The organism is Scandinavium sp. UTDF21-P1B, assembly GCF_040750395.1.
Taxonomy (GTDB): domain Bacteria; phylum Pseudomonadota; class Gammaproteobacteria; order Enterobacterales; family Enterobacteriaceae; genus Scandinavium.
The window spans coordinates 89,646-111,387 of the sequence record NZ_JBFLVD010000017.1; the positions used below are offsets into that span (position 1 = coordinate 89,646).

The following is a 21,742-nucleotide window of genomic DNA, read 5'->3' on the forward strand; positions in this document are numbered from 1 at the left end:
GCGCTTTATTCGCGCCGGGGTGCTGATATACTCACAGGCCTGATAAGAAAAGGAGTCAATGCGCCCATGAATGCTGAAAAACAGCCGGTGGCTAACGTCGATCGCGACGAAATTGCAAAATTTGAAGCTGTCGCTTCACGCTGGTGGGATCTCGAAGGGGAATTCAAACCGCTGCATCGCATCAATCCGCTGCGTTTAGGCTATATCGCCACCCGCTCCGACGGTCTGTTTGGCAAAAAAGTGCTGGACGTAGGCTGCGGTGGCGGCATCCTCGCCGAAAGCATGGCACGGGAAGGCGCCGAGGTAACCGGGCTGGACATGGGCTTTGAGCCGCTTCAGGTCGCGCGCCTGCATGCGCTGGAAACCGGCATTCACGTGAACTATGTGCAGGAAACCGTCGAAGATCACGCGGCGAAACACGCGCAGGAGTATGACGTGGTCACCTGCATGGAAATGCTGGAGCACGTGCCGGACCCGCAATCCGTGGTTAACGCCTGTGCAAAGCTGGTGAAGCCAGGCGGCCAGGTCTTTTTCTCGACGATAAACCGTAACGGCAAAGCGTGGCTGATGGCGGTCGTCGGCGCAGAGTATGTGCTGAAGATGGTGCCGAAAGGTACGCATGACGTGAAGAAATTCATTAAGCCTGCCGAGCTGCTGAGCTGGGTAGACGACACCTGCCTTCAGGAACGCCACATGACGGGCCTGCACTACAATCCGGTGACCAATCACTTCAAGCTCGCACCGGGTGTTGATGTTAACTATATGTTGCATACAACCGCAAAAAACGTCTGACGTCATAAGTTATTTTTATAAAGTTTGCGCAGCATCCCGTTGCGCAAATCCTTCCCTCGTTGAAGAAATCAGCACTCGATCAAATTTTCATTTTTTTTTCTACATTATTGACATCACGTCCAGGCCTTACAGTTCGAGGACTTAGCCTTTTTCACGCTTTGACAACCTCAAGTTAACGTCAAAATCAACCCTTGTACTCAAATGAATCCTTACTAGAATACTCACCATATAGCGTTTAACTTATCGCACACCCCCAATATATAGTATTTATCCACAGAGTTAGTCACAGCGGCGTTCTGTGGATAAACGGGGGATATTTTTTCTTTCACGGACAGGTAAAAAGCACATGAATCAGAGTCTGATGGTGACTAAGCGTGATGGCGGGACCGAGCGTATCGATCTCGATAAAATTCATCGCGTGCTCGACTGGGCGGCCGAGGGGCTGAACAACGTTTCCATTTCTCAGGTTGAACTGCGCTCGCATATCCAGTTCTACGACGGTATCAAAACCGCCGATATCCATGAGACCATCATCAAGGCTGCTGCCGACCTGATCTCCCGTGACGCACCGGACTACCAGTACCTGGCCGCGCGCCTGGCGATTTTCCACCTGCGTAAAAAGGCCTACGGCCAGTTCGAGCCACCGGCGCTCTACACCCACGTCGTCAACATGGTAGAGCTGGGTAAATACGACAGTCATCTGCTGGAAGACTACACGGAAGAAGAGTTCAAGCAGATGGACGGTTTTATCGACCACTGGCGTGACATGAACTTCTCCTACGCCGCCGTTAAGCAGCTGGAAGGGAAGTACCTGGTTCAGAACCGCGTTACGGGCGAAATCTATGAGAGCGCCCAGTTCCTCTATATTCTGGTTGCCGCGTGCCTGTTCTCTAACTACCCGCGCGAAACGCGTCTGGACTACGTGAAGCGTTTCTATGACGCCGTGTCGACGTTCAAGATTTCACTGCCAACGCCAATCATGTCCGGCGTGCGTACCCCGACGCGCCAGTTCAGTTCCTGCGTACTGATTGAATGCGGCGACAGCCTGGACTCCATCAACGCCACCTCCAGCGCCATCGTGAAATATGTTTCCCAGCGCGCCGGTATCGGCATCAACGCCGGTCGCATCCGTGCGCTGGGCAGCCCGATTCGCGGCGGTGAAGCGTTCCACACCGGCTGTATTCCTTTCTATAAGCACTTCCAGACCGCGGTGAAATCCTGCTCTCAGGGCGGCGTGCGCGGCGGTGCGGCCACCCTCTTCTACCCAATGTGGCATCTGGAAGTGGAAAGCCTGCTGGTGCTGAAAAACAACCGCGGTACCGAAGCGAACCGCGTGCGCCACATGGACTACGGCGTGCAGATCAACAAGCTGATGTACACCCGCCTGCTGAAAGGTGAGGACATCACGCTGTTCAGCCCGTCCGACGTCCCGGGCCTGTACGACGCCTTCTTCGCCGATCAGGACGAGTTCGAGCGCCTGTACGTGAAATACGAAAAAGACGACACCATTCGCAAGCAGCGCATCAAGGCCGTAGAGCTGTTCTCACTGGTGATGCAGGAACGTGCGTCCACGGGTCGTATCTACATTCAGAACGTCGACCACTGCAACACCCACAGCCCGTTCGACCCGGTGGTAGCGCCAGTGCGCCAGTCTAACCTGTGCCTGGAAATCGCCCTGCCGACCAAACCGCTGGACGACGTCAACGACGAAAACGGTGAAATCGCCCTGTGTACGCTGTCGGCGTTTAACCTCGGTGCGATTGACAGCCTAGACGATCTGGAAGAGCTGGCCATCCTGGCCGTCCGCGCGCTGGATGCCCTGCTCGACTATCAGGACTACCCGATTCTGGCCGCCAAACGCGGTGCGATGGGCCGTCGTACTCTCGGTATCGGCGTCATCAACTTCGCCTACTACCTGGCGAAGCACGGTAAACGCTACTCCGACGGCAGCGGCAACAACCTGACTCACAAAACGTTCGAAGCCATTCAGTACTACCTGCTGAAAGCCTCTAACGAGCTGGCGAAAGAGCAAGGCGCATGCCCGTGGTTCAACGAAACCACCTACGCTAAAGGCATTCTGCCAATCGACACTTACAAGAAAGACCTGGACGGGATCGTCAGCGAGCCGCTGCACTACAACTGGGAAGCCCTGCGTGAATCCATCAAAGAGCACGGCCTGCGTAACTCCACGCTCTCCGCGCTGATGCCGTCAGAGACCTCTTCGCAGATCTCCAACGCCACCAACGGCATTGAGCCGCCGCGCGGTCACGTGAGCATTAAAGCCTCGAAAGACGGTATCCTGCGCCAGGTGGTGCCGGACTACGAAAAACTGCAAAACGGCTACGAGCTGCTGTGGGAAATGCCGAATAATGACGGCTACCTCCAGCTGGTCGGCATCATGCAGAAGTTTATCGATCAGTCTATTTCGGCAAACACCAACTATGACCCGACGCGTTTCCCGTCTGGCAAAGTACCGATGCAGCAGCTGCTCAAAGACCTGCTCAATGCCTATAAATTTGGCGTGAAAACCCTGTACTATCACAACACCCGTGATGGCGCAGAAGATGCCCAGGACGACCTGGCACCGTCCATCCAGGACGACGGCTGCGAAAGCGGCGCATGTAAGATTTGATAATATTGCCCGGCGGCGCGTTGCTTGCCGGGCCTACGGTCTCTTGTAGGCCGGGTTAGCGAAGCGCCACCCGGCGTATAATACCAGGACAGGATCCCACTCATGGCATACACCACCTTTTCACAGACGAAAAATAACCAACTCCTGGAGCCGATGTTTTTTGGCCAGCCGGTCAACGTGGCCCGCTACGATCAGCAAAAATATGACATCTTCGAAAAGCTGATTGAGAAACAGCTCTCCTTCTTCTGGCGCCCGGAAGAAGTCGACGTTTCCCGCGACCGCATTGACTACCAGGCACTGCCAGATCACGAAAAGCATATTTTCATCAGCAACCTGAAGTACCAGACGCTGCTGGACTCCATCCAGGGCCGCAGCCCGAACGTGGCGCTGCTGCCGCTGATTTCCATTCCTGAACTGGAAACCTGGGTTGAGACGTGGGCATTTTCGGAAACGATCCACTCGCGCTCTTACACCCACATCATCCGCAACATCGTCAACGATCCGGCGACCGTGTTTGATGACATCGTCACCAATGAGCAGATCCAGAAACGTGCGGAAGGCATTTCCCACTACTACGATTCACTGATTGAACTCACCAGCTACTGGCACCTGCTGGGCGAAGGCACTCACACCGTGAACGGCAAAACCGTCACCGTGAACCTGCGCGAGCTGAAGAAAAAGCTGTACCTGTGCCTGATGAGCGTTAACGCCCTGGAAGCCATTCGCTTCTACGTGAGCTTCGCCTGCTCCTTCGCCTTTGCCGAGCGCAAACTGATGGAAGGTAATGCCAAGATTATCCGTCTGATTGCCCGCGACGAAGCCCTGCACCTGACCGGCACCCAGCACATGCTGAATCTGCTGCGCTCGGGCCAGGACGACCCGGAAATGGCGGAGATAGCTGAAGAGTGCAAGCAGGAGTGCTATGACCTGTTCGTGCTGGCGGCCCAGCAGGAGAAAGAGTGGGCAGACTACCTGTTCCGTGACGGCTCAATGATCGGCCTGAACAAAGACATCCTTTGTCAGTACGTCGAGTACATCACCAATATTCGCATGCAGGCGGTGGGCCTCGATTTGCCATTCCAGACGCGCTCTAACCCAATTCCGTGGATTAACACCTGGCTTGTGTCCGATAACGTCCAGGTGGCGCCGCAGGAAGTGGAAGTCAGCTCGTATCTGGTCGGTCAGATTGATTCTGAAATCGATGCCGACGACCTGAGCAACTTCCAGCTCTGATGAGCCGCGTAACCCTTCGCGTGACGGGCACACAGCTGCTGTGCCAGGAAGAACACGCTTCCCTTCTGGCGGCGCTGGAATCGCATAACGTTGCGGTGGAATTTCAGTGTCGCGAAGGTTACTGCGGCTCCTGCCGTTGCCGCCTGGTCTCCGGCCAGGTTGACTGGCTGATGGAGCCGCTGGCCTTTGTTCAGCAGGGCGAAATTCTGCCCTGCTGCTGCAAAGCGAAGGGCGATATCGAAATCGAGATGTGATGATGTCGGGCGGCGCTTCGCTGACCCGACCTACAAAACCGCAGTTTGTAGGCCAGATCTGGCCCAATCACCACCCGACGCTTTTAGCGCTTATCTTGCAAAAAACTCACCGCTTTATCGGGGAAATCCGTAAACAGCCCGTCCACGCCCGCCTGGTTATACAGCACGTCGTACAGCTGATTCACGTCCGTTGCATACTCCGGCAGCTGATCCGCACGCACGGTATACGGATGCACCTGCATCCTGCTGGCATGCGCCTCTTTAACCATTGCCGTAAGCTTCACGTGGCCCGGCGTGGAGCCCTCAGCCACCAGCATATGGTAATCCGGCCCGATGCCGTCCGCGTACTGTGCAATCTGCTTCATCGCGCCGGGCTTAAACATCCAGTCGTAGCTGTAGTTAATCCACTTCCCGTCCGGCTGCTTCTCCTGGGTTTCATTCCAGTCGGTATAAGCAATCAGCTGCACCAGATTGAGATCCATCCCCATCTTCGGCTCCAGCTCGGTTTTAATGCGCTTCAGCTCAGCGGCATCAAAACATTGCAGATAGACCTTGTCCTTCTTGCTGGCGTAACCGTACTGCTTCAGCACCGCCAGCGTTTTCGCCGCAATATCCTTGCCTTCCTGATGATGGAACCACGGCGCTTTGATTTCCGGATAGATACCAATATTTTTACCGGTTGAGTGGTTCAGCCCCTGAACAAACTCAATTTCCTCTTCAAAAGTGTGAATACGGAAATCAGACTTGCCCATCGGGAAGCGCCCCGGATAGACCTGCACCTTCTTGCCGTTTTCAATCTCAAAGCCCTCGGTAAACTTCAGCGAACGAATTTCCGCCAGCGTGAAGTCGATGGCGTAATAGCGGCCATCTTTACGGGCGCGGTCCGGGAAACGTTCAGCCACGTCCGTCACGCGGTCAAGATAATGGTCATGCAGGACGACCAGCTGGTCGTCCTTTGTCATCACTAAATCCTGCTCCAGATAATCCGCACCCTGCGCATAGGCCATCGCTTTCGCGGGGAGCGTATGCTCGGGCAGGTAGCCGCTGGCACCACGGTGAGCGATAACAATCTTATCGGCCGCGAGCGCAGAGCCCGTCATTAAACCGGCCAGCAGCAGGCCCGTTGCTAATTGCGTTAATTTCATCACAATGCTCCTTATTGTCGACGCGCCTGCATTTCCGCATGATGACGTTTCTCACCTGCCATCACCACCAGCAGTAAAATCACCGCCAGTACGCTACCGCCGATCATCACCATGAAACCGCCGTCCCAGCCGAAGAAGTCGACCGTATAGCCCACAATAGCGCTGGCCGCCACGGAACCGCCGAGATAGCCGAACAACCCGGTAAAGCCCGCGGCCGTACCCGCAGCTTTTTTCGGTGCCAGCTCAAGCGCATGCAGGCCAATCAGCATCACCGGACCATAAATCAGGAAGCCGATAACAATCATACAGGTCATATCCACGCCCGGATTACCCGGCGGGTTAAGCCAGTAAACAACGGTGGCGATGGTCACCAGCGTCATAAAGAACACGCCGGTTGCCCCTCGGTTGCCGCGGAACACTTTGTCCGACATCCAGCCGCACAGCAACGTGCCCGGGATCCCCGCATATTCATACAGGAAATAGGCCCAGGAGGACTTGTCCAGCGCGAAATGCTTCACTTCTTTCAGATAGGTGGGTGACCAGTCGAGGATGCCGTAGCGCAGCAGATACACGAACACGTTCGCCACCGCGATATACCACAGTAATTTATTGGGCAGCACGTACTGCATGAAGATCTGTTTTGCCGTCAGTTCTTCTTCATGCTTTTCGCTGTAGTCGTCCGGATAGTCGTTTTTGTACTCCTCAATCGGCGGCAGGCCGCAGGACTGCGGCGTATCGCGCATCAGGGCAAAGGCAAACAGCGCGACCAGAATCGCGCCGAAAGCCGGCATATACAGCGCCGCCTTCCAGTCGTTGAACCATGCCATCCCTAACAGGAACAGCAGCGGCGGCAAACCACCGCCAACGTTATGCGCACAGTTCCATACCGACACAATGCCACCGCGCTCCTTCTGTGACCACCAGTGGACCATGGTGCGCCCGCACGGCGGCCAGCCCATCCCCTGGAACCAGCCGCAGATAAACAGCAGCACGAACATAACCGCAATGCTGGACGTTGCCCAGGGCACGAAGCCCATAAACAGCATCACCGCCGCCGCAAGAATTAGCCCGGCAGGCAGGAAAACGCGCGGATTTGAGCGATCGGAAACCGACCCCATGATGAATTTCGAAAAACCATAGGCGATTGAAATGCCCGACAGCGCGAAGCCTAAATCGCCGCGCGAGAAGCCCTGTTCAATCAGATAAGGCATGGCAAGGGCAAAGTTTTTGCGCACCAGGTAGTAGGCCGCATAACCGAAGAAGATCCCGAGGAAAATCTGCCAGCGCAGTCGGCGATAGTGCGCATCTATCTGCGCCTCAGGCAATCTCGCCGCGTGGGCGGCAGGTTTAAAAATACTGAGCATGGTAGCCTCCGTGGCCATCGTTATCAGATACAAACGTCTGAGAATTATCAGTAGCAGGGATGAGTCATCATCCGGGGCGGATGGTAGGCAAAGCGTAGCGGGCGTACTGTGAAATGTCGCACAAAATGTTACAGAATTATGACAAATATTCCATTGTGAGCACGGAATCACGTTTCATTTTCGATTTATGTTCGATTATGCGCGATATCAAACAAACCACAGTTTTATTGTGGCTAACTGGACGAAAATGAACAGGAAGGGAGCAGTATGACTTTCGCGACGGTCAATGAAGCCGATGTCATCATCATCGGCGGTGGCGCAACGGGTGCCGGAATCGCCAGGGACTGCGCTCTGCGCGGCCTCAAAGCGATTCTTGTCGAGCGTGATGATATCGCCACCGGGGCGACTGGCCGCAACCACGGTCTGCTGCACAGCGGTGCACGCTACGCGGTCACCGACCCGGAATCTGCCCGTGAATGCATCGCCGAAAACGCTATTCTCAAACGCATTGCCCGCCACTGTACTGAAGCCACACAAGGGCTGTTTATTACCCTGCCGGAAGATTCTCTCGACTTTCAGCAGCAGTTTATTGAAGCCTGCCGAAGCGCAAATATTGATGCCCAACCGCTGACGCCCGCCCAGGCGCTGACGCTGGAGCCCGCAGTCAACCCGGCAATTATCGGCGCGGTGAAAGTGCCCGACGGCACAGTAGATCCCTTCCGGCTGACGGCCGCCAATATGCTGGATGCCCGCGAGCACGGTGCCATCATTCGTACCGGCTGCGAAGTGACGGGGCTCATCCGCCAGGGCGCGCGCGTATGCGGGGTAACGATATGGGATCGCACAACACAAAAAACCGAACAGCTACATGCCCAGGTCATCGTCAACGCGGGCGGCATCTGGGGCCAGCGTATTGCCGAATACGCCGACCTGTCCGTGCGCATGTTCCCGGCAAAAGGGTCACTGCTCATTTTCGAAAACCGCATTAACCAGCACGTGATCAACCGCTGCCGCAAGCCTGCGGATGCCGATATTCTCGTGCCTGGCGATACGATTTCGCTGATTGGTACGACCTCCACGCACATTGATTACCGCGATATCGACTACAACCGTGTCACAGCGGAAGAAGTCGATATCCTGCTGTGTGAAGGGGAAAAACTGGCTCCGATAATGGCGACAACGCGCATTCTTCGCGCGTACTGCGGCGTGCGTCCCCTGGTCGCCAGCGACGACGATCCCAGCGGGCGTAACGTCAGCAGAGGGATTGTGCTGCTCGATCACGCCAGACGCGACGGCATGGAGGGCTTTATCACCATCACCGGCGGTAAGCTGATGACCTATCGGCTGATGGCGGAAATGGCAACCGATGCCGTCTGCCGAAAACTGAATCACAGCGCAGCCTGCACCACGGCTGACATTCCCTTGCCGGGTTCACGCGAAACAACCGAAAACACGTTGCACAAAATGATTTCCCTTCCTGCCCCGCTGCGCGGTTCTGCTGTTTATCGCCATGGCGACCGTACGCCAGAATGGCTTGGCGATTCACGACTGCACCGGAGCCTGGTGTGTGAATGCGAAGCCGTCACCGCCGGGGAAGTACGCTATGCCGTCGACAACCTGGCAGTGAAGAATTTGCTCGACCTGCGTCGTCGTACGCGCGTTGGCATGGGCTCCTGCCAGGGTGAACTCTGCGCCTGCCGGGCAGCCGGTTTACTCCAGCGTTATCAGGTCACCACGCCTGCGCAATCGCTCAATCAGCTCTCTGAATTTCTGAACGAGCGCTGGCGGGGCGTGCAGCCCATCGCCTGGGGCGATGCGCTGCGGGAAAGCGAATTTACGCGCTGGGTCTGGCAGGGATTGTGCGGTCTGGAAAAGGAGCACCAGGATGAAATTTGATACCGTCATCATCGGCGGCGGACTCGCGGGGCTGCTGTGCGGGCTGGAGCTGACCCGCCAGGGCCTGCGGTGCGCCATCATCAGCCTCGGCCAGAGCGGCCTGCACTTTTCGTCCGGCTCCCTTGATTTGCTGACCCATTCATCGGAAATTCACCTTGATGCTGCGCTGGAGAGGCTCGCGGCCACCGAACCCACGCATCCCTATAGCCTGATCGGCAAAACAGCGGTGTTGGCCTGTGCACATCAAACCGAAGCGCTGCTGAGCGAATGCGGCATTGCTATGCAGGGCAGCGTTGAGCAGCCGCATCAGCGCATTACCCCCATTGGCACCCTGCGCCAGGCATGGCTGACGTCTGAGGACATTGCCCTTGCCCCGGAAAAGGGGGAGCGCATTGCGGTCGTCGGTATCAGCGGCTTTCTCGATTTTCAGCCGCATCTGGCGGCAGCCTCACTGCGGAAAAGCGGCGCAAACGCTGAGGCGCTGGAAATCGAACTCCCACAGCTGGACATCCTGCGCGATAACGCCTCTGAGTTCCGCTCGGTAAATCTGGCCAGGGTGCTGGATGGCGGCAATCAGGCGCAGAGCCTGCTGGCCGCGCTGCTGCCAATAGCAAAGCTGTATGACAGGATCCTCATGCCCGCCTGCTTTGGCCTGCAGGATAACAGCCTGTGGCGCGCGCTGAATGAATCCCTTCCCTGCCCGCTTTCTTTATTGCCGACGCTGCCCCCGTCGGTGCCGGGCATCAGATTACACGCTGCGTTACAGCGTCAGTTTATTAAGAACGGCGGCGTCTGGCTGGCGGGTGATGCGGTGACGGATGTGAGCCACAGCGGGCAAAGCGTCAACGCGATTTCGACCCGTAACCACGGCGAGATCCCGCTGCGCACCCGCTTTGCCGTACTCGCCAGCGGCAGCTTCTTCAGCGGCGGCCTGGTTGCCAGTCGGCAGGACGTAAGCGAACCCGTCCTCGGCCTCGACGTGCTGCAAACGCCCGGGCGGGAAAACTGGACCAGCCGTGATTTCTTTGAGCCACAACCCTGGCAGCGCTTTGGCGTTAAAACGGATAACGCGCTGCGCGCTTCACTCAACGGCCAGCCTTTCAACAACTTTTTCGCCATCGGCGGTGTCCTCAGCGGCTTTGACGGCCTGTCACAGGGCTGCGCCGGCGGCGTCAGCGCAGTCACGGCATTGCACGTTGCCCGCCAGATTACTGAACTCAGCGGAGAGCAGCCATGAACGATACCCGTTTTGACCACTGTATCAAATGTACCGTTTGCACCACGGCCTGTCCGGTAAGCCGCGTTAATCCTCACTATCCGGGCCCGAAACAGGCAGGCCCGGACGGTGAACGCCTGCGCCTGAAAGAGGGTGCGCTGTATGACGAAGCGCTGAAGTATTGCATCAACTGTAAGCGCTGTGAGGTCGCCTGCCCGTCAGACGTTCGCATTGGCGATATTATCCAGCGTGCCCGGGCCCGGTTCAGCCAGCAGAAGCCCACGCTTCGCGATGCCATTCTCAGCCACACGGATTTAATGGGCACGCTTTCCACGCCGTTTGCGCCGATCGTCAACGCCACCACGGGCCTGAAGCCGGTTCGTCGACTGCTGGACGTCGCCCTGAAAATTGACCATCGCCGCCAGTTGCCCAAATACGGTACGGGAACCTTCCGACGCTGGTATCGCCGGATTGAAAAACAGCAGGCGCAATATGCGGAACAGGTCGCCTTTTTCCACGGCTGTTACGTGAATTACAACAACCCGCAGCTTGGCAAAGATTTAATCAGCGTGATGAATGCACTTGGCATCGGGGTGCAGCTGCTCGATAAAGAGAAGTGCTGCGGCGTGCCGCTGATTGCCAACGGCTTTGTCGATAAGGCGCGTAAACAGGCGCAAATCAATACCGCTTCACTGCGCAAGGCGGTGGTGGAAAAACAGCTGCCGGCGATTGCCACGTCGTCAACCTGCACGTTCACCCTGCGCGACGAATATCCACATCTGCTGGATATTGATAACCATGACGTTCGCGACAGCATTGAGCTTGCTACCCGTTGGCTGTGGAAACAGCTGGATGCGGGGAAAACGCTGCCGTTACGCCGGTTGCCGCTGAAGGTGGTGTATCACACGCCCTGCCATATGGAAAAAATGGGCTGGTCGATTTACACCCTTGAGCTGCTGCGTCAGATCCCGGAGCTGGAGGTTATCGTGCTGGATTCACAGTGCTGCGGCATTGCCGGAACCTACGGTTTTAAAACCGAAAACTACGTCACCTCGCAGGCCATCGGCGCCCCGCTGTTTGCCCGAATTGAGGAGAGCGGCGCCGATCTGGTGATTACCGACTGTGAAACCTGCAAATGGCAGATTGAGATGTCCACCAGCCTGCGCTGTGAACATCCCATTACCCTTCTGGCTCAGGCGCTGGCAAGCCCACACTGATTACGCTGGCAGGAAGAGGTCGTCGACAACGTTGATCCAGCCGTGCTCGCTGGCCACCGATTTGCCGTTCAGCCAGCGACGCAGAATATTCAGCGCCATCATCGCACATACCTCCTGACGCACCGCGAGGCTGTGATGCGAGTTGCTAAATTTCACCCGCAGCGCGTAAGTGCCTTCGGCGGTTGAGAGTGCGAAGTTGAGATGATCCTGCTCCAGTCCGCTGACGGCCAGCGCCAGTCCGGCAAAATGGTTCACCCGGCGTTCCGCCGTCCAGTGCGCCGTCTGCGCCAGCGTTTCCTCCTGGCACGGCACCACTTCACTTGCCAGAAGAGGCGCACTCTCCCGCCCAAGCTGAAGGGCAATCAGCCCGCAGGTGAACTGCTCGCTGAGGGTGATGCTCAGATTCCGCTCATGCAGCGTGCGGGCCAGCTGCGCCGCCAGGCCTTCGGTACCTTCAAAGATCAGGCTCTCTCCCGCGACTTTCTGCACCTCGGGCCACAGGGCGAGCATCGCGTCGCGCTCAGCGGCAGGCCCGGTTAGCTTCAGCTCAATGATTGGCATGGATGAGCGATAGCCCATCGTCACGCCAGGCGGCAGGTTCAGATGATCAAGGCTCTGGGCCAGATCGCTTTCGGAGCGTCCAAAGGTGGTAAGCCGCAGGCAAAGCGGAGGCTCCGGCAACGTAAAGCGCTCACGCAGGCGCGGCACAATCTGTTCAGCCACCATCACTTTAAATTCCGAAGGTACGCCCGGCGTGAAGAACATCAGGCAGCGGTTCAGCTGAACGGCAAAGCCGCAGGCGGTACCGACCGGGTTATCAATAAACTCGGCGCTGGCGGGAATTTCCGCCTGTTTGCGGTTGCTCGGGGCCATCACCCGGCCACGCTCGCTGAAGAAGCGCTCCATCTGCTTGAGCCAGGCTTCGTGCAGCACCAGCCCTTCACCTTTAGCAGTGGCGGTGGCCAGCGCGCTCAGATCGTCGCTGGTAGGGCCAAGACCGCCGTTAACGATCAGAATATCTGCATGCTGGCTGCGTTCGCGCAGGATGGATACCAGCGCATCGAGATCGTCACCAACGGTATTGCGCCGCGTTAACGGCATTCCTTGCGTAAATAAGTAATCGGCAAGCCACGCGGCATTGGTGTCAATGATTTGACCATGCAGCACTTCGTCACCCGTGGACAGCATCTCCACATTTATCATCGTTATCTCCTGAAGAAGAGGACGATTTACTATAGCGGAGGCCGGGAAGAAAAGGAAAACAGGCGCGGCAGAATACCGCGCCGGGAGATCAGAATGCCGCGCTTACGCCTACGTACGGGCCGTCTGCAATGACGTTGTCGCGGTTGTCATCTTTACCTGCCAGATTCAGATAACGGTAGCCCGCTTCAATGCTGATCGGACGCATGATGGTCCAGCGACCGCCTGCGTTGGCTTCCTGATAGCTCTCGATACCGCTGGAGAGGGAATCCGGGGAGTAGTAATACTCACCGAACAGACGGAAGCTGTCGCCGATAGGCCACTGCAGACCACCGCCTACCGCAGCCGCATAGCCTTCATCGCCCTGCTTCGGATTGGTGTAGACGCCTTTACCACCGACGGTCGCGATGAACGGGCCCAGCGGAATATTCAGACCCAGACCGAGGTTCGCGGCATCGCCGTCGTTGTCGCTGTGGGTCCAGTTACCGCTCATCGCCAGACCCGTTGATTCCGTTCCAAAACCTACACCCAGGTTGGTGTAATGCTCGCCCGCCTGACCGCTCACGCTGATCGCGTTCGCCGCCGCAGAAACAAACAGCAGCCCGGACAGACCTAATAAGATACCTTTTTTCATTTTTTAACGTTCCAGCAAACACAAATTAATAAAAATGCCCAAAAACGGCAGAATTGTACTGCCGAATGCCCAGGAATCAAGACACTAAAAAGGCGATTGGCGACAGGATTGTAACCAGTCACTACGTGATACGAGGCATATTGAGGGGAATTTCAGCAGTAATGAAGGAGAAGTGAGACAAAACAGCTAAATGCCCCTTCACAGAGAAAGTGTTTATCACCCGGATGAGAATCAGAAATTTTAGCCTTTCAGCGTGGCATTCACCCACTCCTGAAGCGCGCGGCGGGAAATTTTAATGCCGCCGGTTTTCAGGCTTGCGGGCAGCTGAAGCCAGTAAACAGGCTGCTGGAACCGGGCCAACTTATCCTTCGCCCATTCAGGCATCCCGGCAACGTCAAACCCTTCACGACCTTCCACCACCGCAACCGGGCGCTGACCGTATTCGTTGTCATCCAGCGGCACAATAAAGACCTGTTCAATTTGCGGATGACGGACAATGGTCCGCTCAACCTCTTCGGGTTGAATCCCCTCACCGCCGCAGAAAAAAAGATTATCCATTCGACCAAGGACGCTGAGACGATCGCCATGCCACTCACCGCGGTCGCGCGTGGCAAACCAGCCTTCGGCATTAGTCAGCGGGATCAGCTCGCCGTTGCGCCAGTAGCCCGCCGCCATGCTGTCACCGCGCAGCCAGATTTCACCGTCAACGATTTTCACTTGTTTGCCCGGCAGCGCACGCCCCACGTCAGCTTCGCTATCCGTTTCCTTGGCGCAGACCGTGGAAGCGAATTCCGTCAGGCCGTAGCCGCAGAACGTCTGAATGCCACGGGAGCGCGACCGTTCGGCAAGCTCGACAGGAATTGCCGCGCCGCCCAGCAGCACCGTGTGAAGCGTAGAGGTTTCACCGTCGTGCAGCAGACGCCAGAGCTGAGTCGGCACCAGCGAAGCATGCGTACAGCCTGCCAGCATCTGCGCCAGCGGCATGCGTTCGCGCACCGTCAGGCATGCGCCTTTCAGCAGCCAGCGCCAGATAATGCCCTGCCCGGAAACATGAAACAGCGGCAGCGACAGCAGCCAGTCGTCAGATTCACTAAAAGGCATCAGCGCCAGTACGCCTTTGGCGCTGGCAAGGTGGGCCTGCAGCGTATGCACCGCCGCTTTCGGTAAGCCGCTGGAGCCGGAAGTGAGCGTCATCGTGGCCAGACGTTCGGGCTGCCAGAGCGATTCCGGTGCGGCCTCAGCCTGCTGAAGGGCAAGCATCGGCAAATCTGTAAACGGGGCTTCTTCTGTGAGCAGCACCGCGTGATGAAGTGAAAACTGAGGCAGCAGCGCGGCCACCAGCTCACGAGGCAGCTGCGGGTTAACCGGTAAAACGCGTGCGCCACACTGTAGCAATGCCAGCCACGCCAACAGAGTTTGCGGAGAGTTCCAGGCCCGCAGCAGCACGCCCTCGCCCGGCTGGAGGTTTTGCGAAAGAAAACCGGCAGCCAAGCGATCGATACTTTCGCACAGCTGTCGCCAGGTCAGCACTTCATCGCCCAGCCTCACCGCCCGGGCATCCGGACGCGCAGCGCGCCAGTGACGCCACGGAAAATCAGGGAAGGTCATAACAGCGGATCCAGGCTCTCGTAGGTCATGCAGGGCAAATTGCTATCCGGCCAGCGACGAATCAGTTGAGCCTGCATCAGGTTCAGCGTGTCGAGGCCAGGCATGGTATCCGGCGTCAGCCAGGCCGCAATACGCGCCAGCTGAGTGAGAGCGAGGCTTGACTCGATTGATGAGCTGATCACCGCGGTTAATCCCTGCGCATGCGCCGCAGCCACTTGTTCGCATACGCGCTGCAGGCTACCGGTAAGCGTCGGTTTGATGACCACCGCTTTTACGCCGGGTTCCGCCGTGAAGGTAAAACCGGCTTCGCGCAGGCTTTCATCCCAGGCGATCGCAATGCCGGTTTCCTGCGCGAACGCACGGGAATCGTCACGGCTGCGGCACGGTTCTTCAATAAACGCGATACGCGGGCGGTATTCCGGATTAACGTACTTCGCAAACTGCTGAGCCTTGAGCGGCGTCCAGGCCCGATTGGCATCCAGGCGCAGCTGTAAGTCAGGAATCGCTTCCAGCAGCAGGTTGACGACCATGCCGTCGCGAACCGCTTCCCAGAGCCCCACTTTCACTTTCGCAACCTTTTCGCCGGGCATCGCCTCAAGCACGGCAAACAGCTCATCCGGATCGCCGGTACAGAGCGGTGCCGCGCGGTAATCGGCGGCCAGCGGTAGCTCGTTGTGCAGCTCTGCCAGCGCACAGCTCAGGCCAAAGGCTGCGGAAGGTAACGGCGGAAGTTCAGGATCATTCCCCTGCTGCCAGGCCTGGACCCAGGCCATCACGGCGACCTGCGCCTCTTCTAACGTTTCCAGGCTGAATCCCGGCAAGGGTGAGATCTCTCCCCAGCCTTCGGCTTCGCCCAGGCGCAGCCGCACGAAGAGCCCATCGCGGGTTTTCAGTCGCCGCTCGCGCAGAACCACTCCCGCATCCATGGGGATCTGCCAGCGGTATACCTGGGCGTTGCGCATTATGGATTCCGTTTGAATTTGCTGAAATCAGACTGACGCTTCTGGTTGAAGGCGTTGCGGCCTTCCTGGCCTTCTTCGGTCATGTAGAACAGCATAGTAGCGTTACCGGCCAGCTCCTGAAGACCTGCCTGACCATCGCAGTCGGCATTAAGTGCTGCTTTCAGGCAACGCAGAGCCATCGGGCTGTTTTGCAGCATTTCACGGCACCAGCGAACGGTCTCTTTTTCCAGATCGGCCAGCGGAACAACGGTGTTGACCAGGCCCATATCCAGCGCGGCTTTTGCGTCGTACTGACGGCACAGGAACCAGATTTCACGCGCTTTTTTCTGCCCCACGATGCGGGCCATGTAGGCTGCACCCCAGCCGCCGTCAAACGAGCCGACTTTCGGGCCGGTCTGGCCGAAGATCGCGTTTTCAGCTGCGATGGTCAGATCGCACATCATGTGCAGCACGTGGCCGCCGCCGATGGAGTAACCCGCCACCATCGCCACGACCGGTTTCGGGCAGGTGCGAATCTGACGCTGGAAGTCCAGCACGTTCAGGTGATGCGTGCCGGCATCGTCCTGATATCCGCCGTAGTCGCCGCGCACTTTCTGATCGCCGCCCGCGCAGAAGGCTTTGTCGCCTTCACCGGTAAGCACGATCACACCAACGTTATCGTCGTAGCGAGCGTCGGCCAGCGCCTGAATCATCTCTTTGACGGTCAGCGGACGGAACGCGTTACGCACCTGTGGACGATTGATGGTGATTTTAGCGATACCGTCAGCGGATTTCTGATAGCGGATGTCGGTAAAACCTTCGGAGCAGTCCTGCCATTCCACCGGGGCGTAGAGCATTTTTTCATCAGGGTAAATCATCAGTTTGTCCTGTCGTCAGTCGTTCAGAATCTGTGCCAGACAGTGTGCGACCGCTGCGGGATTTTCCCGGTGGGCGTTATGTCCGGCGTGAGGAATAAGGTGATACGGCGCGGCCAGCGCCTGCGCAATGGCGCGGAATTTTGCATCGCGCTCGCCGCATAAGTACCAGAAAGCATAGTCACGCTGGCTTAGCGCCGCGCGTAAATCTGGCTGTACCGCAAGCGACGTTGCCATCAGCATGTCAGCCAGCCGTGAACCGTTGTTGCTGGCACGTAGCCCCACCAGAGCCTGACGCTGGCTTTCATTCAGCGAAGCAAACACCGGCTGGCGGTACCAGGCATCAAAAACTCGGGTGAGCGGTTCGGTGCGAAAACGTTTATCCCATTGTACATCGGAAGCCAGGCGCATTTTGCGGGCTTCCTCATCCTGAAGGCCGGGATGACCGCCCTCAACAATAATGCCTTTCAGGCCAGGCAACGCTCCCTGAGAAGCAGCATACATCGCCACGCGGCCACCCAACGAATAGCCAATCAGCCAGCACGCCGCAACGTTGTAGCTTGCCAATGTTTCCTGTATTTCCCGAGATACATCGTCAAACCCCGTCACCGGAACATCAGCGCTGCCGTGATGGCCAGGCAAATCGAGATACAACCGGGGAAATTGACTCAGCGATTCACCGACCGCTTGCCACTCCCGGTTATCGCCGGAAAAGCCGTGCAGAAAAACCAGCCAGGGCCGCTCTTTCTCACCTCCACGGGCAACGGCGTTTAGCGTCATAGCTGGCTGACCTGCGCGAGCAGATGTTGCAGGGTTTGCGCGCCGTCTGTGTCATTGACGACCAGTTCGATAACCGTCGTCACCGGCTGTCGCCACGCGCCGCTCAGGGCATCTTCCAGCTCAGCCCAGCTTTCGGGGCGGTGATAACGCAGGCCAAACAGCTTCGCCGCGTGCCCGAAGTTGACGTTTTGCGGCATCAGGTAGAAGCGCTCGCGCTCTTCGGCGGGCGTCGGCAACAGGGAGAAAATCTGTCCACCGTTGTTGTTCACCACAATCAGCACCAGCGGCGCGGAAACCTGCCGCAGCAGCGCCAGACCGTTGAGATCGTAAAGCGCGGAGAGGTCGCCCACTATCGCGAGTGTGGATTTGGCGCTGCCGCGCTGTACGCCAGCGGCGGTGGAAATCAGCCCGTCGATGCCGCTGGCACCACGGTTGCTGTACACCGGATAACCCGCCGGAAGCTGTCCCAGCGCGTCAATCAGGCGCACCACCAGGCTGTTGCCAACGAACAGCTGGCCTTGCTCCGGCAGATAGTCACTGATGCGGTGCGCAAGCTGCGCTTCACCGAAGGTTTCGCGCTGCGCCACCGTCATTTTCCACGCCTGCTCTGAAAGCCGCGGGATAGCCGCACTCCAGCCCTGACGGTGCTCCGCCGGGTGCTGGTCGAGCCATTTATCTATTTCGCAGACCAGCCTGCGCCCGCGATGATGAGCCGGATCCAGCCTGCCTGGGAGATTATCCACCAGCCAGTATTCATCCGGCTCGCAGGTAGCCTGCCATTGCAGGAGGCGCTTGCCCGTCAGGCTGCTGCCGAACTGGATGACAATCTGCGCCTGAGCCAGTTCACTGACCGCTTTGGCATTGCCCAGCCATAAATCCGCACACGGCAGCGGCTGCCCGGTTTGCGACAGCACGTCGCCAATCAGCGGCCAGCCGAGGGTTTTCGCCCACTCGACCACCTTTTTACCTTCCGCCGCGCTCATGCGCCCGGCCACGACAACGCCGCGCTTTTGCCGCCAGAAGAACCAGTCGCGCTGCTTTTCGCTTTCCAGCAGCAGGCCTTCGCGCAGCCAGGGTTTGTCGCTCTGCCACCAGTTGCCAAGCGCCCGCTGCCACTCAAGCCCGGTTTCGTCCATTTCGCCATATAGCGGCTCCGCGAAAGGACAGTTGATGTGTACACCACCGCCGTGCAGCTGCCCCAGCGCATTATCAATCGACGACACCAGCCAGCGGGCGGGAATATCCTGGCTCGGGCGCGGCAAAGAAAGGGTTTGAGAAGGATGAGAGCTGAACATGCCCGGCTGGCGAATCGCCTGATTGGCGCCGCAGTCGATAAGCTCCGGCGGCCTGTCCGCCGTCAGCAGGATCAGTTTTTCACCGGTCAGACCCGCTTCAATCAGCGCAGGATAGAGATTCGCAACCGCCGTACCGGAGGTGACGATCACCGCCACGGGCTGTCGGCTGCTTTTTGCCAGCCCCAGCGCCAGGTGACCCAGGCCACGCTCGTCAAAATGGGTGTGAGCAATCAGTGCGCGATTTTCTGCCGCCGCCAGCGTCAACGGCGTGGAACGCGAACCCGGCGCAATACAGACGTGCTGCACGCCGTGGCGGGTTAAAGCTTCGAGGATCACCGCCGCCCAGCGTCGGTTAAATGCGCTTACTGACATGAGATTGTCCGGTATCAATTTTGCAAATAATTATAGATGAGCGATGACGACAGGTTATTGATATGCGTCGGTTATCTGTTATTCAGGCAGCAGCAGCGATCGTAACCCCGCCGCTTTTTGCGTGATCTCCTGCCACTCCTGCTCAGGGTCCGATCCGCGAACAATTCCCGCCCCGGCGTACAGCCGAACGACGTCGCCACTCACTTTTGCAGAGCGCAGCGCAACGCAAAATTCGCTCTGGTGCAGGCTAAGATACCCGGCAGAGCCCGCATACCACTCACGCGTAAAGGGCTCATGCTGTTCGAGAAACTGCCGAGCCTGCTCGCGCGGCAATCCGGCCACGGCGGCAGTAGGCTGTAGCTGGACCAGGCAGCGCGCGTCGTCCGGTGCCTGGAGTTCGGCCTGAATGCGACGGCGCAGATGCTGGACCTTACGCAGGCGAATCACCTGCGGCGGCAGCACCTCCAGCGCGCTGACGTCCTGCTGGAGACGCTGGCAGATGTCCTCAACGACCAGCAAATTTTCCCGCTGATTTTTGTCATCCTGCATGAGCCAATCTGCCAGATGATCTGCCTGCTTGTCGTCTGGATGGCTGGCTACGGTGCCCGCCAGCGCCTCCGTGAGAAGCTGGGTGCCCTGCCGCTGCCAGAGTCTCTCCGGCGTGGAGCCAAGAAAGGCGTTTTGCGCGTCAAAGGCCATCAGGAAATGGTAACAGTTGAGGTTCACGCGGCGGCTGGCCGCCATCATCGCCCCCGCATGCAGGGGCGCAGCGAAACGTAAATCGGTGGCGCGAGCGAGAACAACTTTGTCCAGCACGCCGTTGGCGATTGTCTCGGTGGCCGTTTGAATCAAACGCACCCAGCCTGCGCGATCGGGATAGTGGCGTTCATTTTTGAGCTCGCCGCTGAGCAACGGCAGCGGACGTGAAGGCTGAAGAGTGGTCAAAAATTCCCGCGCCGCGGCGGCATCGTCACGTAAGGAAACGTCACTACTGAGCGTCAGCCGCAACGAGGCTTTGCCCGCATGACGACGCCACTCTACCCGGGGAAGAAACAGCTGCCCGTCGCGAGGTTCAAAGGCATTCAGCCCCCAGATTCGCAGATCGGCCTGGGCTTCCTGCAAACAGTCAGCGGCATCAGAAAGAGAAGAAAAGTGACAGACGGCGCCCAGCGCCGCCGCTTCTTCCTGACCGTTGCGGTGTTGCCAGTAAAATTGGGGGAAAGCAGACTGACTGCTTAACCAGCTCAGCGGGTCAAAGGCGTCATTCAGAGGGAAGGGAGTGTCAAAAATTCGCGAGCCGGGCGCATCAGGTAAGTCGTCAGTCAGAAAAGCCAGCAGGCCTTCCAGCGCAGCGGTAATGGAATGCACGCGAATCTCCCTTTGATATAAACCATGCATTATAAAGGGTACTGCCCTAAAAAAGCAGTACCCATGACGAGGGAGCGGATTTTTGCAGTTTGCAGCCTAACGCCGTGCCAGCAGCAGCCCTAACACCAGCCCAACGGCGGCACCCACGCCAATACCTTGCCAGGGTTTTTCGTGTACGTAGTCATCGGCACGGGTCACGGCCTGTTTCGCCCGGTAGTAATAGGTGTCAGAAGCCTGACTTACGCGGGACTGAACGTCCTGCAGTGCTCTTTCGGCACGCAGCTTAAGCTCGATATACTTCTGGTCAGCGGGATCGCCGGAAAAGCTTAAGACCTCTTCCAGAGTGTCACTCAGCAGGGCCAGGTCATCATCAATGTGTGATTCATAAGAACGATATGCCATCAGTTTTCTCCATGGTTAAACCTGTCCGCTAACTATAGACAATGCTTCAGGATCTCGCTTCCCGCGCCATACCGATGTGCGGAATGCCGTCTTCGTCATAGACGTCGGTAACGGGAGTAAAACCGAAGTGGGCATAAAACGCCTGAAGATGCGCCTGTGCCCCCAGATACAGCGCCTTCTGCGGCCAGTGTTGCTCGCAGCTGGCGAGGGTTTGCTCCATCAGCTTCACGCCGAGTTTTTCCCCGCGAACGGCCTGGCTGACAATCACCCGGCCTATCACCACGGGCTCAAATTCATCGCCACTTTTCAGAATCCTCGCATACGCCACCAGCTTACCGTCGCGCCAGCCGAGGATGTGCCGGTTCTCGCCGACAAGATCGTCGCCGTCTACATCCTGGTACGGACAGGCCTGCTCGACGACAAAGACCTCACAGCGTAGCTGCAACAAGGCGTACAGTTGTTGGACGGTTAACTGGCTGTGGTGAAGATCGTGCCACTGGATCATTGTGCGCTCCGTT

19 protein-coding genes are annotated in these 21,742 nt (G+C 57.8%); 7 read left to right on the plus strand and 12 right to left on the minus strand.

The window, feature by feature from the left end; translation table 11 throughout:
• Window positions 1-66 precede the first annotated feature (66 nt).
• The 4 genes from ubiG (at window position 67) to yfaE (ending at window position 4,911) form a co-directional block, all read left to right on the plus strand.
• Entirely contained in the window at window positions 67-792 is a 726-nt protein-coding gene (ubiG, locus tag AB1287_RS14635) for a bifunctional 2-polyprenyl-6-hydroxyphenol methylase/3-demethylubiquinol 3-O-methyltransferase UbiG (protein ID WP_312627093.1), read from the plus strand.
• Window positions 793-1,138: 346 nt separating this feature from the next.
• A complete protein-coding gene (gene nrdA, locus AB1287_RS14640) occupies window positions 1,139-3,424 on the plus strand; it encodes a class 1a ribonucleoside-diphosphate reductase subunit alpha (RefSeq protein WP_435618243.1) in 2,286 nt (761 codons plus the stop codon).
• Between the two features lie 102 nt (window positions 3,425-3,526).
• Complete coding sequence (gene nrdB / locus AB1287_RS14645) at window positions 3,527-4,657, plus strand: class Ia ribonucleoside-diphosphate reductase subunit beta (RefSeq protein WP_435618244.1); 1,131 nt, start codon at window positions 3,527-3,529, stop codon at window positions 4,655-4,657.
• A complete protein-coding gene (yfaE, locus tag AB1287_RS14650) occupies window positions 4,657-4,911 on the plus strand; it encodes a class I ribonucleotide reductase maintenance protein YfaE (RefSeq protein WP_312627098.1) in 255 nt (84 codons plus the stop codon). The genes nrdB and yfaE overlap by 1 nt, the downstream gene beginning before the upstream one ends.
• A gap of 83 nt (window positions 4,912-4,994) precedes the next feature.
• Here the strand turns inward: yfaE and glpQ are convergent, their stop codons facing one another.
• Entirely contained in the window at window positions 4,995-6,056 is a 1,062-nt protein-coding gene (glpQ, locus tag AB1287_RS14655; RefSeq protein WP_435618245.1) for a glycerophosphodiester phosphodiesterase, read from the minus strand.
• A gap of 11 nt (window positions 6,057-6,067) precedes the next feature.
• Entirely contained in the window at window positions 6,068-7,420 is a 1,353-nt protein-coding gene (glpT, locus tag AB1287_RS14660; protein WP_312627101.1) for a glycerol-3-phosphate transporter, read from the minus strand.
• A gap of 267 nt (window positions 7,421-7,687) precedes the next feature.
• On the opposite strand from glpT, the gene glpA reads away from it, so the two are divergent.
• Genes glpA through glpC form a run of 3 tightly spaced genes read left to right on the plus strand, consistent with a single transcriptional unit; the run spans window position 7,688 to window position 11,749 of the window.
• Window positions 7,688-9,316: an anaerobic glycerol-3-phosphate dehydrogenase subunit A gene (glpA, locus tag AB1287_RS14665; RefSeq protein ID WP_435618246.1), complete on the plus strand. Its 1,629-nt coding sequence runs from the start codon at window positions 7,688-7,690 to the stop codon at window positions 9,314-9,316.
• A complete protein-coding gene (gene glpB / locus AB1287_RS14670; RefSeq protein ID WP_435618247.1) occupies window positions 9,306-10,553 on the plus strand; it encodes a glycerol-3-phosphate dehydrogenase subunit GlpB in 1,248 nt (415 codons plus the stop codon). The genes glpA and glpB overlap by 11 nt, the downstream gene beginning before the upstream one ends.
• Window positions 10,550-11,749 (plus strand): anaerobic glycerol-3-phosphate dehydrogenase subunit GlpC, encoded by a 1,200-nt coding sequence (glpC, locus tag AB1287_RS14675; RefSeq protein WP_435618248.1) that lies wholly within the window; start codon window positions 10,550-10,552, stop codon window positions 11,747-11,749. The genes glpB and glpC overlap by 4 nt, the downstream gene beginning before the upstream one ends.
• Here glpC and AB1287_RS14680 read toward each other — a convergent pair whose 3' ends face one another.
• The 10 genes from AB1287_RS14680 to AB1287_RS14725 form a co-directional block, all read right to left on the minus strand.
• Window positions 11,750-12,952, minus strand: a complete 1,203-nt coding sequence (locus tag AB1287_RS14680; protein WP_435618249.1) for a nicotinamide mononucleotide deamidase-related protein YfaY — start codon at window positions 12,950-12,952, stop codon at window positions 11,750-11,752.
• Between the two features lie 88 nt (window positions 12,953-13,040).
• Window positions 13,041-13,583 (minus strand): YfaZ family outer membrane protein, encoded by a 543-nt coding sequence (locus AB1287_RS14685; protein ID WP_312627105.1) that lies wholly within the window; start codon window positions 13,581-13,583, stop codon window positions 13,041-13,043.
• Window positions 13,584-13,823: 240 nt separating this feature from the next.
• Entirely contained in the window at window positions 13,824-15,191 is a 1,368-nt protein-coding gene (menE, locus tag AB1287_RS14690) for an o-succinylbenzoate--CoA ligase (RefSeq protein ID WP_435618250.1), read from the minus strand.
• Window positions 15,188-16,153: an o-succinylbenzoate synthase gene (menC, locus tag AB1287_RS14695; RefSeq protein ID WP_435618251.1), complete on the minus strand. Its 966-nt coding sequence runs from the start codon at window positions 16,151-16,153 to the stop codon at window positions 15,188-15,190. The genes menE and menC overlap by 4 nt, the downstream gene beginning before the upstream one ends.
• A complete protein-coding gene (menB, locus tag AB1287_RS14700; RefSeq protein ID WP_435618252.1) occupies window positions 16,153-17,010 on the minus strand; it encodes a 1,4-dihydroxy-2-naphthoyl-CoA synthase in 858 nt (285 codons plus the stop codon). Before menB ends, menC begins: the two co-directional genes overlap by 1 nt.
• A 15-nt stretch (window positions 17,011-17,025) precedes the next feature.
• Window positions 17,026-17,787 carry a 2-succinyl-6-hydroxy-2,4-cyclohexadiene-1-carboxylate synthase gene (gene menH / locus AB1287_RS14705; protein ID WP_435618253.1) on the minus strand — a complete coding sequence of 254 codons (762 nt, stop codon included), beginning with the start codon at window positions 17,785-17,787 and terminating at the stop codon, window positions 17,026-17,028.
• Complete coding sequence (menD, locus tag AB1287_RS14710) at window positions 17,784-19,454, minus strand: 2-succinyl-5-enolpyruvyl-6-hydroxy-3-cyclohexene-1-carboxylic-acid synthase (RefSeq protein ID WP_435618254.1); 1,671 nt, start codon at window positions 19,452-19,454, stop codon at window positions 17,784-17,786. Before menD ends, menH begins: the two co-directional genes overlap by 4 nt.
• Window positions 19,455-19,532: 78 nt before the next feature.
• Window positions 19,533-20,822: an isochorismate synthase MenF gene (menF, locus tag AB1287_RS14715; protein ID WP_435618255.1), complete on the minus strand. Its 1,290-nt coding sequence runs from the start codon at window positions 20,820-20,822 to the stop codon at window positions 19,533-19,535.
• A gap of 96 nt (window positions 20,823-20,918) precedes the next feature.
• Window positions 20,919-21,224, minus strand: coding sequence for a stress response protein ElaB (gene elaB / locus AB1287_RS14720; RefSeq protein ID WP_312627114.1), 306 nt, complete (start codon window positions 21,222-21,224; stop codon window positions 20,919-20,921).
• 46 nt (window positions 21,225-21,270) lie between these two features.
• Window positions 21,271-21,729, minus strand: a complete 459-nt coding sequence (locus AB1287_RS14725) for a GNAT family N-acetyltransferase (RefSeq protein WP_312627116.1) — start codon at window positions 21,727-21,729, stop codon at window positions 21,271-21,273.
• Between the last annotated feature and the right edge of the window lie 13 nt (window positions 21,730-21,742).